The organism is Streptomyces sp. NPDC001443 (genome assembly GCF_053597355.1).
Window position 1 is genome coordinate 121,494 of the sequence record NZ_JBSFIA010000010.1, and the last position, 13,796, is coordinate 135,289.

Annotated in this window: 9 protein-coding genes and 2 CRISPR repeat arrays (1 of these 11 only partly in view); all 9 genes read left to right on the forward strand. The window is 70.2% G+C overall.

Annotation, left to right across the window (positions count from 1 at the left end; genetic code table 11):
* The first annotated feature begins 116 nt into the window (after window positions 1-116).
* A protein-coding gene (locus ACWC24_RS13960; protein WP_450663035.1) for an IS3 family transposase occupies window positions 117-1,327 on the forward strand; the annotation gives its coding sequence in 2 pieces (ribosomal slippage) (window positions 117-363 and window positions 363-1,327; 1,212 coding nt in all).
* A gap of 54 nt (window positions 1,328-1,381) precedes the next feature.
* Window positions 1,382-3,362: direct repeats of the CRISPR family, unit length 29 nt; unit sequence CGGGACACCTCCGCTCGCGCGGAGCCGAC.
* A gap of 210 nt (window positions 3,363-3,572) precedes the next feature.
* Window positions 3,573-6,518: a CRISPR-associated helicase Cas3' gene (cas3, locus tag ACWC24_RS13965; protein ID WP_450663036.1), complete on the forward strand. Its 2,946-nt coding sequence runs from the start codon at window positions 3,573-3,575 to the stop codon at window positions 6,516-6,518.
* A gap of 236 nt (window positions 6,519-6,754) precedes the next feature.
* Window positions 6,755-8,341, forward strand: coding sequence for a type I-E CRISPR-associated protein Cse1/CasA (gene casA / locus ACWC24_RS13970; RefSeq protein ID WP_450663037.1), 1,587 nt, complete (start codon window positions 6,755-6,757; stop codon window positions 8,339-8,341).
* A 48-nt stretch (window positions 8,342-8,389) separates the two neighbouring features.
* Window positions 8,390-9,121 (forward strand): type I-E CRISPR-associated protein Cse2/CasB, encoded by a 732-nt coding sequence (gene casB / locus ACWC24_RS13975; protein WP_450663038.1) that lies wholly within the window; start codon window positions 8,390-8,392, stop codon window positions 9,119-9,121.
* A 74-nt stretch (window positions 9,122-9,195) separates the two neighbouring features.
* A complete protein-coding gene (gene cas7e, locus ACWC24_RS13980) occupies window positions 9,196-10,377 on the forward strand; it encodes a type I-E CRISPR-associated protein Cas7/Cse4/CasC (protein WP_450663039.1) in 1,182 nt (393 codons plus the stop codon).
* The gene (cas5e, locus tag ACWC24_RS13985; RefSeq protein ID WP_450663040.1) at window positions 10,374-11,249 is read left to right on the forward strand and encodes a type I-E CRISPR-associated protein Cas5/CasD; all 876 of its coding nucleotides are present in this window, start codon (window positions 10,374-10,376) and stop codon (window positions 11,247-11,249) included. The genes cas7e and cas5e overlap by 4 nt, the downstream gene beginning before the upstream one ends.
* On the forward strand, window positions 11,246-11,926 hold the full coding sequence (gene cas6e / locus ACWC24_RS13990; protein ID WP_450663041.1) for a type I-E CRISPR-associated protein Cas6/Cse3/CasE: 681 nt from the start codon (window positions 11,246-11,248) through the stop codon (window positions 11,924-11,926). The genes cas5e and cas6e overlap by 4 nt, the downstream gene beginning before the upstream one ends.
* Window positions 11,923-12,924: a type I-E CRISPR-associated endonuclease Cas1e gene (gene cas1e, locus ACWC24_RS13995; RefSeq protein ID WP_450663042.1), complete on the forward strand. Its 1,002-nt coding sequence runs from the start codon at window positions 11,923-11,925 to the stop codon at window positions 12,922-12,924. Before cas6e ends, cas1e begins: the two co-directional genes overlap by 4 nt.
* A gap of 21 nt (window positions 12,925-12,945) precedes the next feature.
* Entirely contained in the window at window positions 12,946-13,263 is a 318-nt protein-coding gene (gene cas2e, locus ACWC24_RS14000) for a type I-E CRISPR-associated endoribonuclease Cas2e (protein WP_450663043.1), read from the forward strand.
* Window positions 13,264-13,281: 18 nt separating this feature from the next.
* A CRISPR array of direct repeats spans window positions 13,282-13,796; the repeat unit is 29 nt; unit sequence GTTCTCTCCGCGCGAGCGGAGGTGTCCCG (it continues 551 nt past the right edge of the window).

Consider the following 13,796-nt stretch of genomic DNA (forward strand, 5'->3'; position numbering starts at 1 on the left):
CCGGCTACTTGCCGACGGGTCGTGTCCAGCAAGGAGGATGAGGCGATGGCTGAGGCTGATCCTTTGGAGTGGACACCCTGACAATGGATCTTGATGGTCCAGGGAGGGATGTCCAGGTGGGACGCAAGTCTCCGTATCCGGAGGAGTTCGGGAGGGACGCCGTCGCGTTGCACGGCGCCGCTGCCGGAAAGCGGACGTATGCGGCGGTGGCCGCGGATCTCGGCATCATCGCGGAGTCGCTTCGGACCTGGGTGCGCAAGGACGAGGCCCAGACCGCGCCCGAGGACCGCGTCGGCAGGACAAACACGGCGGAGGAGTCGGCCCGGCTGCGGGCGGAGAACGCCCAACTGCTCAAGGCCGAGCAGGAGTGGCAGCTGGACCGCGAGATCCTGCGCCGGGCAGCGGCCTATTTCGCCCGGGAGGTGAAGTGAGCCCCCGCCGCCGGGACTTCATCTCCAACAACCGCGCCGACTTCGGCGTGCAGCGGATCTGCCGGGTGCTCGGGACGTCCCGCGCCGGCTGCTACCGGCATCTGGCCACTGAGCAGGCCCGCGCCGAGCGCCGGGCCGAGGAGAAGCGGACCGTGAGCGAGATCCGCGCCATCCATGCCGAACACCAGGGAGCGTACGGAGCTCCGCGCGTGCATGCTGAACTGCATGCGAGGGGACGGAGGATCAACCGCAAGCGCGTCACCCGGCCGATGCGGATCAACCACATCGTCGGCCGCCACCTGCGCAAGAAGAAGCGGACGACGATCGCGGACAGGACCGCGCCGCTTGCGCCGGACCTGGTGATGCGCGACTTCACCGCGGACACGCTGAATACCAGGTGGTGCGGCGACATCACTTACACAGCCGTCGGATCGACGTGGCTCCATCTCGCCACGGTGATCGACATCTGCTCCAGGAAGGTGGTGGGCTGGTCGATCGTCGGCCACATGCGCATCTCGCTGGTCACCGACGCGATCGAGATGGCCGTGGCCGCCCGCAGCGGCCGGGTTCGCGGCGTAGTTTTCCACACGGACAGAAGCGCCCCATACAGCGCGGCCGCCTTCGCCGAGGTCTGCCGCCGGCACGGCATCCGCCGCAGCACGGGCCGGATCGGCTCAAGCCATGACAACGCCCTCGCCGAGTCGTTCTTCCAAGGTCTCAAAGGCGAATTGCTCCACGGAAGGCGCTGGACCTCGAAGGCACAGACCCGGCTGGAACTGTTCCGCTGGCTGTCCTGCTACAACCAGCGCCGTCGGCATTCCGCGCTCGGCTACCTCACACCAGCCGAGTTCGAACAGCAACTGACCACATCACATGCGCTGTTGCTCGTCGCATGAAACCCGGTGTCCACTCCCGTGGATCAGCCTCACCGTCGTCCACCCCCTCGGCGCCGGGACACTTCCGCTCGCGCGGAGCCGACGTCCGCGCTCTGCTTCTGCTCGTCGAGCTGGGCGGGACACCTCCGCTCGCGCGGAGTCGACGCCATGGCGATGGCGGCGGTGGTGCGCATGGTCGGGACACCTCCGCTCGCGCGGAGCCGACACCGACGTCGACGGGGCCAGCGTGATCCGCAGCGGGACACCTCCGCTCGCGCAGAGCCGACTCGAAGGTGATCCCCTCGTTGTCAGCGAGCGTCGGGACACCTCCGCTCGCGCGGAGCCGACGCGGGACTGGGTGTCGCCGGTGATGCGGGTGGTGGGACACCTCCGCTCGCGCGGAGCCGACCTCGCCAACAGCCCGGCCAAGGCGCTGGAGCGCGGGACACCTCCGCTCGCGCGGAGCCGACTCCACGCTCGCCACCTGCTTCGTCGGCGCCGTCGGGACACCTCCGCTCGCGCGGAGCCGACCACCTGGGACTGCATGAACGCCAGTCCCGCGGCGGGACACCTCCGCTCGCGCGGAGCCGACTTGTCCCAGAACTCCTCCGGGTCCGAGCCGACCGGGACACCTCCGCTCGCGCGGAGCCGACTCGGACAGGATGGGCATGTAGCCCCGGATAACCGGGACACCTCCGCTCGCGCGGAGCCGACACCTCGCTCAAGAAGCTCGGCGCGAAGCACGGCGGGACACCTCCGCTCGCGCGGAGCCGACGTGATGAGCGCCTTTCCACCGTCCCACAGGGCCGGGACACCTCCGCTCGCGCGGAGCCGACGTGGGCACGTTCGGGTCCGTGGGCGGCGTCGGCGGGACACCTCCGCTCGCGCGGAGCCGACTCCTCGTCCCGGAGACCCTGCGCTCGCAGCTGCGGGACACCTCCGCTCGCGCGGAGCCGACGTGAGTCCCTTGGACATCCGGGCCCCCTACTGCGGGACACCTCCGCTCGCGCGGAGCCGACGACATGTGCGAGGAGCACGGCGAGCGTTTCCGCGGGACACCTCCGCTCGCGCGGAGCCGACGACATGTGCGAGGAGCACGGCGAGCGTTTCCGCGGGACACCTCCGCTCGCGCGGAGCCGACGGCAGCTACGAGACGGCCGACCCCATGGCCGCCGGGACACCTCCGCTCGCGCGGAGCCGACGAGCTGGAGATCACTGTGAAGCTCGTCGACGCCGGGACACCTCCGCTCGCGCGGAGCCGACGTACGGCCACCGGCCATCCGCCCGCGGCGCGTCGGGACACCTCCGCTCGCGCGGAGCCGACACTACACCCGCCCGGAGATCACCAGTGGCCACCGGGACACCTCCGCTCGCGCGGAGCCGACGAGCCACGCTCGCGGCAGGTGTGGGAAGAGGTCGGGACACCTCCGCTCGCGCGGAGCCGACTCCAAGCTCTCCTGGGCGACACAGGCCGCGAACGGGACACCTCCGCTCGCGCGGAGCCGACGACTCCGACACGCCCACCTGACTTACCCGAACCGGGACACCTCCGCTCGCGCGGAGCCGACGGAACCCCGATCGGCCGGCGCCCCGCCCTCGTCGGGACACCTCCGCTCGCGCGGAGCCGACGTGAGCGAGCTGACGTCCAACCGGCCCGCGGTCGGGACACCTCCGCTCGCGCGGAGCCGACCCGGTGAGCGGCAGGCCAGCCGCCTCCCACGCCGGGACACCTCCGCTCGCGCGGAGCCGACTGGTTGGTGCGACTCCGGGTCATGGGTCACAGCGGGACACCTTCGCTCGCGCGGAGCCGACTTGCGCAGCGCTTGTGACGTCCGCGGCAGACCCGGGACACCTCCGCTCGCGCGGAGCCGACGCAGATCAGATCTTCCCGCCCGTCCTGAGCGCCGGGACACCTCCGCTCGCGCGGAGCCGACGCTCGACGACGATGTGCCGGCCACCCCAACAACGGGACACCTCCGCTCGCGCGGAGCCGACCAGTACGCCTAGGAGCAGCCCGCATGTCCCAGCGGGACACCTCCGCTCGCGCGGAGCCGACGCTTCGTGACCTGCATCGTTAAGAGCGCTTGGTCGTTTCTTTACCAAGGTGGTGGCGAGTGATCATCTGATGTGGTGATCTCATCGGTTGAGGAACAGATCGTGCCGTCGTGACGGCTTCTGCGTCTGCAGGTTACCGCGCGGCGTGGCTAAGCAGGGTAAACATACAGGTCAGCTGCTGTTGTCAGTGGCGGATGCTAGAGCTTCCCCCATGAACGACGATGCGGTGCTTGTCGGAGGACGGCTCGACACGCGGGTCTGGGGTAAGGAGCGGGGTCTTCCGTATCCGTACCCGCTGATCTGTCATTTGCTGGATGTCGCCGCAGTGTTCGGCGTGCTTTGGGACGTGTTGTTTCATCCGCGTCTGCGCGAGGGTATTGCCGCGGAGCTTGGGATGAGCGTGGCGCAGGCGCGGGAGGTGTTGGCGTTCTGGGCAGGGCTTCACGATCTCGGAAAGGCCACGCCGCCGTTTCAGGCGCAGGTGCCGGCCGCCTACAAGGAGTTGGTGGATGGCGGGTTCTATACGGCGAAAGCGGGTGCTGAAGGGCTGCGGGAGTTCCGTCATGAGCAGGGGACTCACTGGGCTCTGATCTCGTTGCTGACCGAACGCGGTTATCCGGTAAGGAGGTTGCAGCCGCGGAGTCTGCCGCACCAGGTGGCGCAGATGCTGGGCGGACATCACGGTTGCTTCGCCGATGTGGTTCCGGCCCGGAAGGCTGCGAGGGCTGACGAGTACCAGGAGGGGCTGGGAGCGCGGGGCTGGCAGGGGCAGCGGCGCCAGCACCTGGAGGAGCTGGCGAGGGTGGTGGGCGCCGAGACGGTGCCGTCGGGAGAGCTGTCGGCACCGACCGCGGTGAGAGTGCATGGTTTGGTGGTGTTGGCTGACTGGCTGGCCAGCAGTGTGGATTGGATCGCGCCGCTGTTGCCGGGGCGCGGATGGCCGGGAACGCCGGAGCAGTTGGATGCCCACTATGAGCGGGCCACACTGGCCGCTCCAGGGGTGGTAGCAGCAGCGCGGCTGGGGCGGGCGGAGTTCCCGGCGGGACCGGACCTGTCGTTCGGCAAGCTGTTCCCGTTCAGTCCGAACGCCTTGCAGCGCGACATCGCCGAGGTGCTGCCTGCGGTGGTGAAGGAGGGAGCCTCAGGCCTGGTGCTGGTGACGGCGCCGACGGGGGACGGGAAGACGGAGGCGGCCTTGTTCGCGGCCTCGGTGCTGGGACAGGCCTGCGGCGCCCGGGGGTTGTACTTTGCGCTCCCGACGATGGCGACCGCGGACCTGATGTTCCCGCGTGTGGCCGCCTTCGCGGAGCAGGCGATGACGGGGGAGCGGGCTCTGCTGCTGTTGCACGCTGCTGCGTGGCTGAGCACCGTCATGGACGGCGACCAGGCGAAAACCTCGCCGGACAGCTGGAGCCTGCACGATGCGGTCCTGCCGGACCCAGCGGCCGAAAAGGCTGAAGAAGAGGCGCCGTTCAGTGCCGCGTCGGCCACGGCGGTGGAGGCGCAGCAGTGGCTTCGGCAGGGCGGTAAGCGCGGGTTCGCGGCTCCGCTGGGCGCGGGCACGATCGACCAGGCACTTACGGCGGTCCTGCCGGTGTCTTTCAACGCGCTGCGTCTGTTCGGCCTGTCGGACAAGGTGTTGATCGTGGACGAGGCGCATGCGTACGGCCCGTGGATGCAGATCCTCATGGTCCGTCTCCTGGAGTGGCTCGGAGCGCTTCGGGCTCCGGTGGTGCTGCTGTCGGCCACCCTGACAGGGCGCACCGCGACGGCACTGGTCGACGCCTACCGGCGGGGCGCCGGTTTCACCGAACCCAGCCGCATCCAGCCAGCCTATCCGGGGTGGCTGTTCGCCGAGGCGGCCACCGGCACGGTGACGGGCCCTCGGCCGGTCGCGACCAGTCGGCCCCGTACCGTGGACCTGAGCCTGCACCGTGTGCTCTGGGACTGCGAGGACACCTCAGGAAAGCCGGTACCGGGCGGACGCAGAGGTGCTCTGCGGGACCTGCTCGCCCCGGTCGCCGAGCATGGGGGCACGGCACTGGTGTGCTGCACCACGGTCGCGGAAGCCCAACGCACCTATCGCGATCTGAAAGCCGCCTTCCCCGAACTGGCGGCCCGCCAGGGCGGGATCCTGCTGCTGCACTCACGGTTCCCGGGCCTGCTGCGACAGGAGATCACCACCACCTGCGAACACATCTACGGCAAACCGGCCGCAGATGAAACACCTGCCGCGCGGCCGGCATCGATTCTGGTGGCCACTCAGATCGTCGAGCAGTCACTCGACTTCGACTTCGACCTCATCGTCAGCGATCTCGCCCCCCTCGCCCTACTCCTGCAGCGCGTCGGCCGTGGACGCCGTCATGCCCGCGGGCCCAGTGGTCGGCCCTCATGGGCTGCGGCCGAGGACCACCCGGCCCTCGCCGTTCTGGAACCCGTCGGGCCCGACGGGCGCACGCAGCCACCACGGTCCTGGGGTGACGTCTACGACCACGGTCTCCTACTGCGCACCGCCACCCTCCTCGCGCAGAATGCCCAGAGCGGCATCGCCGTTCCCGGTGACGTGCAGGCACTGGTGGACGCCGTGTACGCGGAAGACTTCGTCGACCATCTGCACGCGGCCGGCCGCACGGAAGCCGAAGCTGCCGCAAGCCGACTCGTAGTTCTGGACCAGCGCCGTGAGGGCGAGCGGATCGCGGAAGAGACCCTCGCGGTCATGACCGGCATCAGCTCCCCGTACGCGGTGTGCGGTGACCTGTCCGTACTGAGCAAGGGCACCGCTGGGGTCACCGCCGACCTGCTCACCACCCGCCTGGGTGCCGACACCGGACGCGTTCTGTTGCTCTTCACCCAGGATGACGGCAGGACCACGCTCGACGAGGAAGGCCATTTCCCCCTGCCGGGCAAGGGGAATCTGTCCCAGGCCTTGGTCCGTCGGATCGTTGCCCGCGCTGTTCCGGTGCCCGGGAGATGGCTCCCGCCCGTGGAGGGCCGAATGGTGCTGCCTCCGACGTGGCGTGACCGCAGCCACCTGCGCGACCTGGTGCTCCTGCCTATGGCCCGGGCCAGCGGGGACGGTGAAGAAGCCCCTTGGGGCGGTCAACTCGGCGGAAAAAGTGTGGAGTTCACGCGTGCGGTCGGGATTGAACGAGTGTGACCCAATTCCTTAGGTGAATTTTCCTGATTGGTGCTACGCCATACAGTCTTTGGTTAATGATTGACCCTGGCCCCTGATGGTGCCAGCATTCAGGGGTCAGGGCCATAGGCGCCCGTCTGCGCGGGCGTGGGGGGAGTTCCGCAGTCTGGCTTCGCCACACAGTCGGGACACCTCCGCTCGTGCGGAGCCCTCCACCATTGTGCCTAATCCCGCGTCTCGGGAGTGTGATCTGCGAAGTGTCCCTATTCTCTCTTGGCGAAGAGCCGTGGCTGCCGGTCTTGTGGACGGCGGACGCACATAAGATCGGTGTGGCGCTGCCCGAGTCGGTCGGGCTGCGCACACTGCTGGAGCGCAGCCACGAGATCAGCGCTCTCGCGATCACCGAACCGCCCGCCCACGCCGCCCTGTTGCGGGTCTTGTACGCCCTGACCGCGCGGGTGTGCGGCCTGGATGAGGCCGCCGACGGCTCGGGCGAGGACTGGTCCGACCGCCGCTTCACCGTCCTCGACGCGGGTCGGCTGCCTGCCGCCGGTATTGCCGCCTACTTCGACAAGTGGGCTCACCGGATGCGCCTGTTCGACGCCACCCGGCCCTGGATGCAGGACCCGCGCCTGGCCGAGCAGTGCGACCCGAAGCGTTCCGCCGGTGTCAACAAACTGGTGCCGACTCGTCCTTCGGGCAACAATCATGCCTGGTTCACCCACGTTCAGGATGAGGACCCCGAGCCCATTCCGGCGGCCGAGGCCGCGTTGAGCCTTCTGACCTGGCACTACTACGGGCCCTCCGGACGCGGTTCGGCCCGTACCGTCAACGGCACTGCCACCGCGAGCATGAAGGCCGGACCTCTGCGCGGTGCCCTGTCCTACCACCCGGAGGGCGCCAGCCTCTTCGAGACGCTGCTGGCCGGCCTGATCCGCCCCGAACCGCAGGTGCGCCGCAGCCAGGACCGCTGCATGTGGGAGTGGGAAGAACTGCCCGACCCCGATGCGGCGCCGCCCGCCGTGCAGGGGCCTTGCTCGCGGCTGACGGCCGTCTCCCAGCACGCCCTGCTCCTCGTGTCCGCCGGAGACGACAGCGGCAGCGTGACGGACGCGTTCATCACCTGGGCCTACCGCGACGGTCGGCTTCCCCGTGACGATCCGTTTCTGATCTGGCAGGTCAGCCAGCAGGGCAACCCTTATCCGCGGCCCGCGGACGCCGGCCGTGCCCTGTGGCGCGACCTCGACGCCCTGCTCCTGATCGAGCCCGGCGGAACTGCCCAGGCCCGGCATCCGGAGGTCTTCGCCTACGGACACGCCTTGGAGGTCTCCGAGACGCTTGAGCGTCCGCTCGCCGTGCGCGCGCTCGGCTTCGACCAGGACGGCCAGGCCAAGGACCGGCAGTTCGTCGCCGGTCTGACCCCGCCCGTCCTCGACTGTGCGGAGGAGGTCAGCCCTGCCACCCACATCGCGGTGGGGCGGCTGCGGCGTATGGGGGAGATGTTCGGGCGGCGCCTGGAGTACGCGGTGCGCCGTGCCTGCCAGCTCTACACCGGCGAGCCCAAGCCGAAGGAGGCCGAGGCGTGGGCCGCCCGCGCGGCGGCCGTGTACTGGCCGCAGGCGGAAGACGAGTTCTGGAGCCGCTTCGCCGCCCTGGACCGCGACGAATCCTCCCGCGTTGAGGCCGGCCTGGACCGGGCCGACGCACGAGCGGCGTTCCAGCGGATCGCCGAGCGCGCCTATGAGCAGGTGACCCGGCCCGTCTGCCACACCCAGCGCGGTGCGCGGGCCGCCGCCGACGCCCGCATCGAGCTCTACGGCGGCTATCGACGCCCCCGCCCCTGACCACGCCTCAACTCCCACCCCTGGCCTGTGTATCGGGAGGACCACCGCATGACTACCACCACACCGTCCCCGACTCGCCTCGACGCCTACCGCAGGTATGTGGCGTTCATCGAGAAGACCTGCGCGAAGGATCCCGGCGCCCGCGTCGCGCTGCGGCGTGGACTGCGCCGCGGTCTGGACGACGTACCCGGTATGCACCGCCTGGTAGCCGAATGGCTGCCACACAACCGGTCCGAGGCCGAGGAACGCGCCTTCTACACGGTGGCCGCCCTGATCGCCGACCGCCCCCGCCACTCCTTCACCGTCGCCGACGAGGAGGAACCGGACACCGGCCAGGCGGCCGACGGCCACACGCTGACCGGGACGGTGACGGGGAGCGAGGACGCGGCAGAGTCGGAACCTGCGCCGCAGGAGAGGCAGACCCGGGTGCGCCGGGACAGCCTGGGTGCCGCGTTCGCGCGCGCCGTCCCCGCCCGGACCGGACAGCCGGGCGTCCGGCTGGAGACGGCCGAGGCCCGACTCAACCTGCTGACCCGGCAGAGCCTGGACGGCCTGCATCGCCACCTGCCCGGCAGCATCCGTCTGCTGCGCACCAGCGACACCGATATCGACTTCGCAGTCCTGCTGGACGACCTCGCAGCCTGGCCCCGCTATTCGAAGACCATCAGTCGACGCTGGCTCCAGGACTTCTACCGCCTGCGCCGGGCCGCCCTGGAAGCCGCCGCCCGCCATGCCGACACCGATAACGATGCCGACGACGCATCCGGCTCCCACGACTGACTGTTCACCCCACGCCGATCCCACCCCACCGGCGTCAGCCGGCAACAGACCACACGCCGTTCGGAGGACCCGCCATGCCCGCAAGGCCCCGTTTCCTGGACATCCACATCCTGCAGTCCGTCCCCTTCGCCAACCTCAACCGCGACGACACCAACTCCGTCAAGACCGTCCTGTACGGCGGCGCCCTGCGCACCAGGGTGAGCAGCCAGTCCTGGAAGCGGGCGGTGCGCGTGGAGTTCGAGCGGATCTCCGGTGACAGCACCCTGCGTACCCGCCGTATCGGTGAGGCCGTCACCCGCGAACTCGCCGACCGTGACTGGCCGCGGCCGCTCGCTGAGCGCGCTGGCGCCCACATCGCCGCTGCCGTCGGCAAGTTCGAGGTCGACATCGACGACGCAAAGAAGCCGGTCCCCAACCGTGTCGTGACCAACGCGATGGTCTACGTCCCGCAAGCCGCCGTGTCCGAACTGGCCGACTACGCCCAGGAGCACCGCGAGATCCTGGAGTCGACAGCCAAGGACATCAAGAAGAACGGCGACGTGAAAGCTTCCGCGCTGCCGAAGGCCGGGATCGATGCGGTGCTGCGCAGCCGCAACGACGTCATCAACCTCTTCGGCCGCATGCTCGCCGAGATCGAACGCGCCGGCGTCGACGGCGCCGTCCAGGCCGCCCACGCCATGACCACCCACGAGAACGACGTCGACCTGGACTACTTCACCGCGGTCGACGACCTCACCTCCGCCTGGAAGGACGCCACCGGCAGCGCCCACATGGGCCACGCCGAGTTCAGCGCCGGCACCTTCTACCGCTACGCCACCGTCGACCTCGGCGAACTCGCCGCAAACCTTGCCGGCACCGGCAGCGACGTCCAGGAACTGCTCACCGCCTTCCTGACCGCATTCGTGCTGGCCGTGCCCCAGGCCAAGAAGAACTCCACCGCCCCCCACACCCTGCCCCACCTCGTCCACCTCTCCCTGCGCGCCGACCGGCCCGTCTCCTATGCCGCCGCCTTCGAACAGCCCGTACGCCCCGCCGCCCGCGGCGGCCACGCCGTCCCCTCCGCCGAAGCCCTCGCCGCCTACGCCCAGGCCGCCGGGGCGTTCCTGGGCATCCGGCAGCTGCTCTGGCAGGGATGGTCCAGCCCCGAGCTGAAGGACCTCCCCGACGGCCTCGGCCTGCGTGCCGACGGCCTCGACGCGCTGATCACCGACGCCGCCGCCCGCCTCTCCGCGCAGGACGAGGACGACGTCGCGTGAGCACCGCCGACCGCCCCCGTGTTCCCGGTCTGCTGCTGCACCTGTCCGGCCCCCTGCAGTCCTGGGGCGAGCACAGCCACTTCAACGACCGCGACACCCTGCCCTTCCCCAGCCGCTCCGCACTGACCGGCATGCTCGCCGCCGCCCTGGGCCGACCTCGCCACCAACCCCTCAACGACCTCGACATGACGCTCACCGTGCGCGTCGACCGGCCCGGCAACCGCCTGCGCGACTTCCACACCGTCGGCGGTGGCCTGTCCGGCCAGCGCAGCGTCGTCACCGCCGACGGCGGCCGCCGTCCCGGCGACACCTCCACCCTCACCAGCACTCGCTGGTACCTGGAAGACGCCGCCTTCACCGTCGCACTCACCCTGCCCGACCACACTCCGCCCCCTCCCACCTGGGCCGATGCCCTGCGCTCCCCGCGCTGGCCCCTCTACCTCGGCCGCCGCTCCTGCCCCCCGGCCGGGCCCCTCCTCATCGGCTCCAGCACCGACGTCCACGCCGACCTCGTCCGCCTCCCCCTCGCCCAGCCCGCCCCCGCAGCCCGCCCGGAACCGCAAGGCGCCCAGGAAGAACGAGCCGTCGAGGTGCTCTTCCTGTCCGACCAGCCTCTGACCACCCTCCCCACGCCTGCAGGGCACAGCACAGGTGACGCCGGACAGGTGCACTCCACCGTTCTGGATGCACCTGTCGACTTCACCCCCGGCCACCGCCGTTACCGGGCCCGCCCCCTCTACCGGCGCACCCTCCTTATTCCCGCCGACTGGCGCGCCGGCTACGGCTCCGCCTACCTGCGAGCACTGGCCGCGTACGTCTCGCCCTCCTTCACACCCGAAGCCCGCCCCGTTGCGGAAGGGAGTATCCGATGACCCTGTGGCTCACCCGGCTCACCCCCAGCCCCACCTCGCGCCTGGCCCAGCAGGAACTGGGTGGCACCCACGTCACCTCCCTGCACCGCCGCGTCATGTCCCTGTTCCCCGACGGCGTCCAGGACGCGGCCCGCACCCATTACGGCGTCCTCTTCCGCATCGAGGACACCTCCCGCGGCAGCCACCTCCTGCTGCAGTCCAACCGGCCACCCGACCCCGCAGGCCTCCCCGCCGACTACGCCACCCTCACCACCCGCCCCCTCGACGACCTCCTCGCCGCCCTCCAGCCCGGCCGCACCGTCCACTTCCGGTGCACCGCCTCACCCGTCCGCAAGCCCGGCGCCACCACCCGCGCCCTCTACAGCCTCCCCGCCGTCGTCCCCCTGCGGGGCAACGCCGCCGACGAATGGTGGCAGCGCCAGGCCGACGCTGCCGGCCTGAAGACCCTGACCCTCACCTCCCAGCCACTCGACGCCGTCCGCGACCGCCCCGGCACCCGCCCGGCTGACGCCGCCAAGTCCGCCAACACCATCCGTCACCACCGCGTCCGCTTCGACGGCACCGCCACCGTCACCGATCCCGACCTACTGCGCAACGCTCTCCAGCACGGCATCGGCCGCGGCAAGGCATACGGCTGCGGCCTGCTCAGCATCGCCCCCGCCCCGGACCCGGCATGACCACCCCCACCCCCGCGGCCTCCGCCCCCTCCAGCGGGGGCCGCCGTCGTCTTGCCGCCCCCACCGTCGCCATGCTGCCCCGCGTCATCGACAGCCTCTCCTTCCTCTACCTCGACGTCGTCCGCATCCACCAGGACGACACCGGAGTCCGCGCCGAGATCACCACCGAACGCCGCGGCCGCGAAACCGTTTACCTCCCCACCGCCGCCCTCGCCTGCGTCCTCCTCGGCCCCGGCACCTCCATCACCGCCCCCGCCCTGGCCACCTTCGCCCGCCACGGCACCACCGTCCTGGTCACCGGCATGGGCGGCGTCCGCTGCTACGCCGCCACCGTCCCCGGCACCCTCACCACCACCTGGCTCGAACACCAGGCCCGCGCCTGGGCCGACGACACCCGCCGCCTCGCCGTGGCCACCGCCATGTACGAACACCGCTTCGGCCCCGGCCAGGCACCACCCGGCGCCACCCTCCAACAACTGCGCGGCCTGGAAGGCCAACGCGTCAAAGCCCTCTATAAACTCCTCGCCCAGCAACACCGCATCGGGCGCTTCCGCCGCAGCTACGACCCCGACGCCTGGGATACCCAGGACCCCGTCAACCTCGCCCTGTCCGCCGCCAGCACCTGCCTCTACGGCATCGTCCACGCCGCAATCGTCGCCCTCGGCTGCTCACCCGCCCTCGGCTTCGTTCACAGCGGCAACCAACAAGCCTTCGTCTACGACATCGCCGACCTCTACAAGGCCGAACTCACCATTCCCCTCGCCTTCTCACTCCACCAGTCCACCCACCCCGAAGCAGAAGCCCGCCGCTCCTTCCGCGACAACCTCCGCCTCTTCCGCCTCATGCCCCGCATCGTCCGGGACCTCCAAAACCTTCTCGTCCCCAACCACACCCCGACCCGGCCCGACGACGAGGAACTTGACGAAGAACTGGTCGACCTCTGGGACCCCGTCATCGGCCCCGTCCCCGGCGGCACCAACCACGCTCCCGCAGACTGACGACGAAAGGCCCACCCCACCGTGCCCGCCGTGACCGTCATCTCCGCCACCGCCGTCCCCGACCACCTCCGCGGCGCCCTCACCCGCTGGCTCCTCGAAGTCACCCCCACCCTCTACATCGGCACGCTCTCCGCCCGCGTACGCACCGAACTCTGGAACAGCCTCACCTCCTGCCTCACCGACGGCAGCGCCGTTCTGGCCTACCCCGCAGCCAACGAACAGGGCTTCACCCTCCACACCGCCGGCCCCCAACGACGCGACCCCCTCGACTTCGACGGCCTCACCCTCATGGCCTTCCAACACTCCAGCACAAGTCAAGAAACTGCAAAGGGCCTATAGAATCGCAGGTCGCGAAGTGTTCTCTCCGCGCGAGCGGAGGTGTCCCGTGGAGATCGTGCAGATGATTGAAGGCGGCATCGTTCTCTCCGCGCGAGCGGAGGTGTCCCGCCGTACTACGTCGTCATGCCGGTGGCCAGCAAGTTCTCTCCGCGCGAGCGGAGGTGTCCCGGTCCCCAGCATCTCCCAGAGCATGTCGGTACGGTTCTCTCCGCGCGAGCGGAGGTGTCCCACCCCTGTCATCGAGCAGCGGCGCCGCGGCCGGGTTCTCTCCGCGCGAGCGGAGGTGTCCCGGTGGTGGAGGCCTGGCGCGGCGTCCAGGGCGGGTTCTCTCCGCGCGAGCGGAGGTGTCCCGAACGCGGTGGTGCGCAGGATGCCCGAGCCGCCGTTCTCTCCGCGCGAGCTGAGGTGTCCCGGTCACCAGCGAGCCGGAGACCTACCGCAAGGGGTTCTCTCCGCGCGAGCGGAGGTGTCCCAAGGGCGGCAAGGTCCTGGAGGCTTTGGCCCGCGTTCTCTCCGCGCGAGCGCAGGTGTCC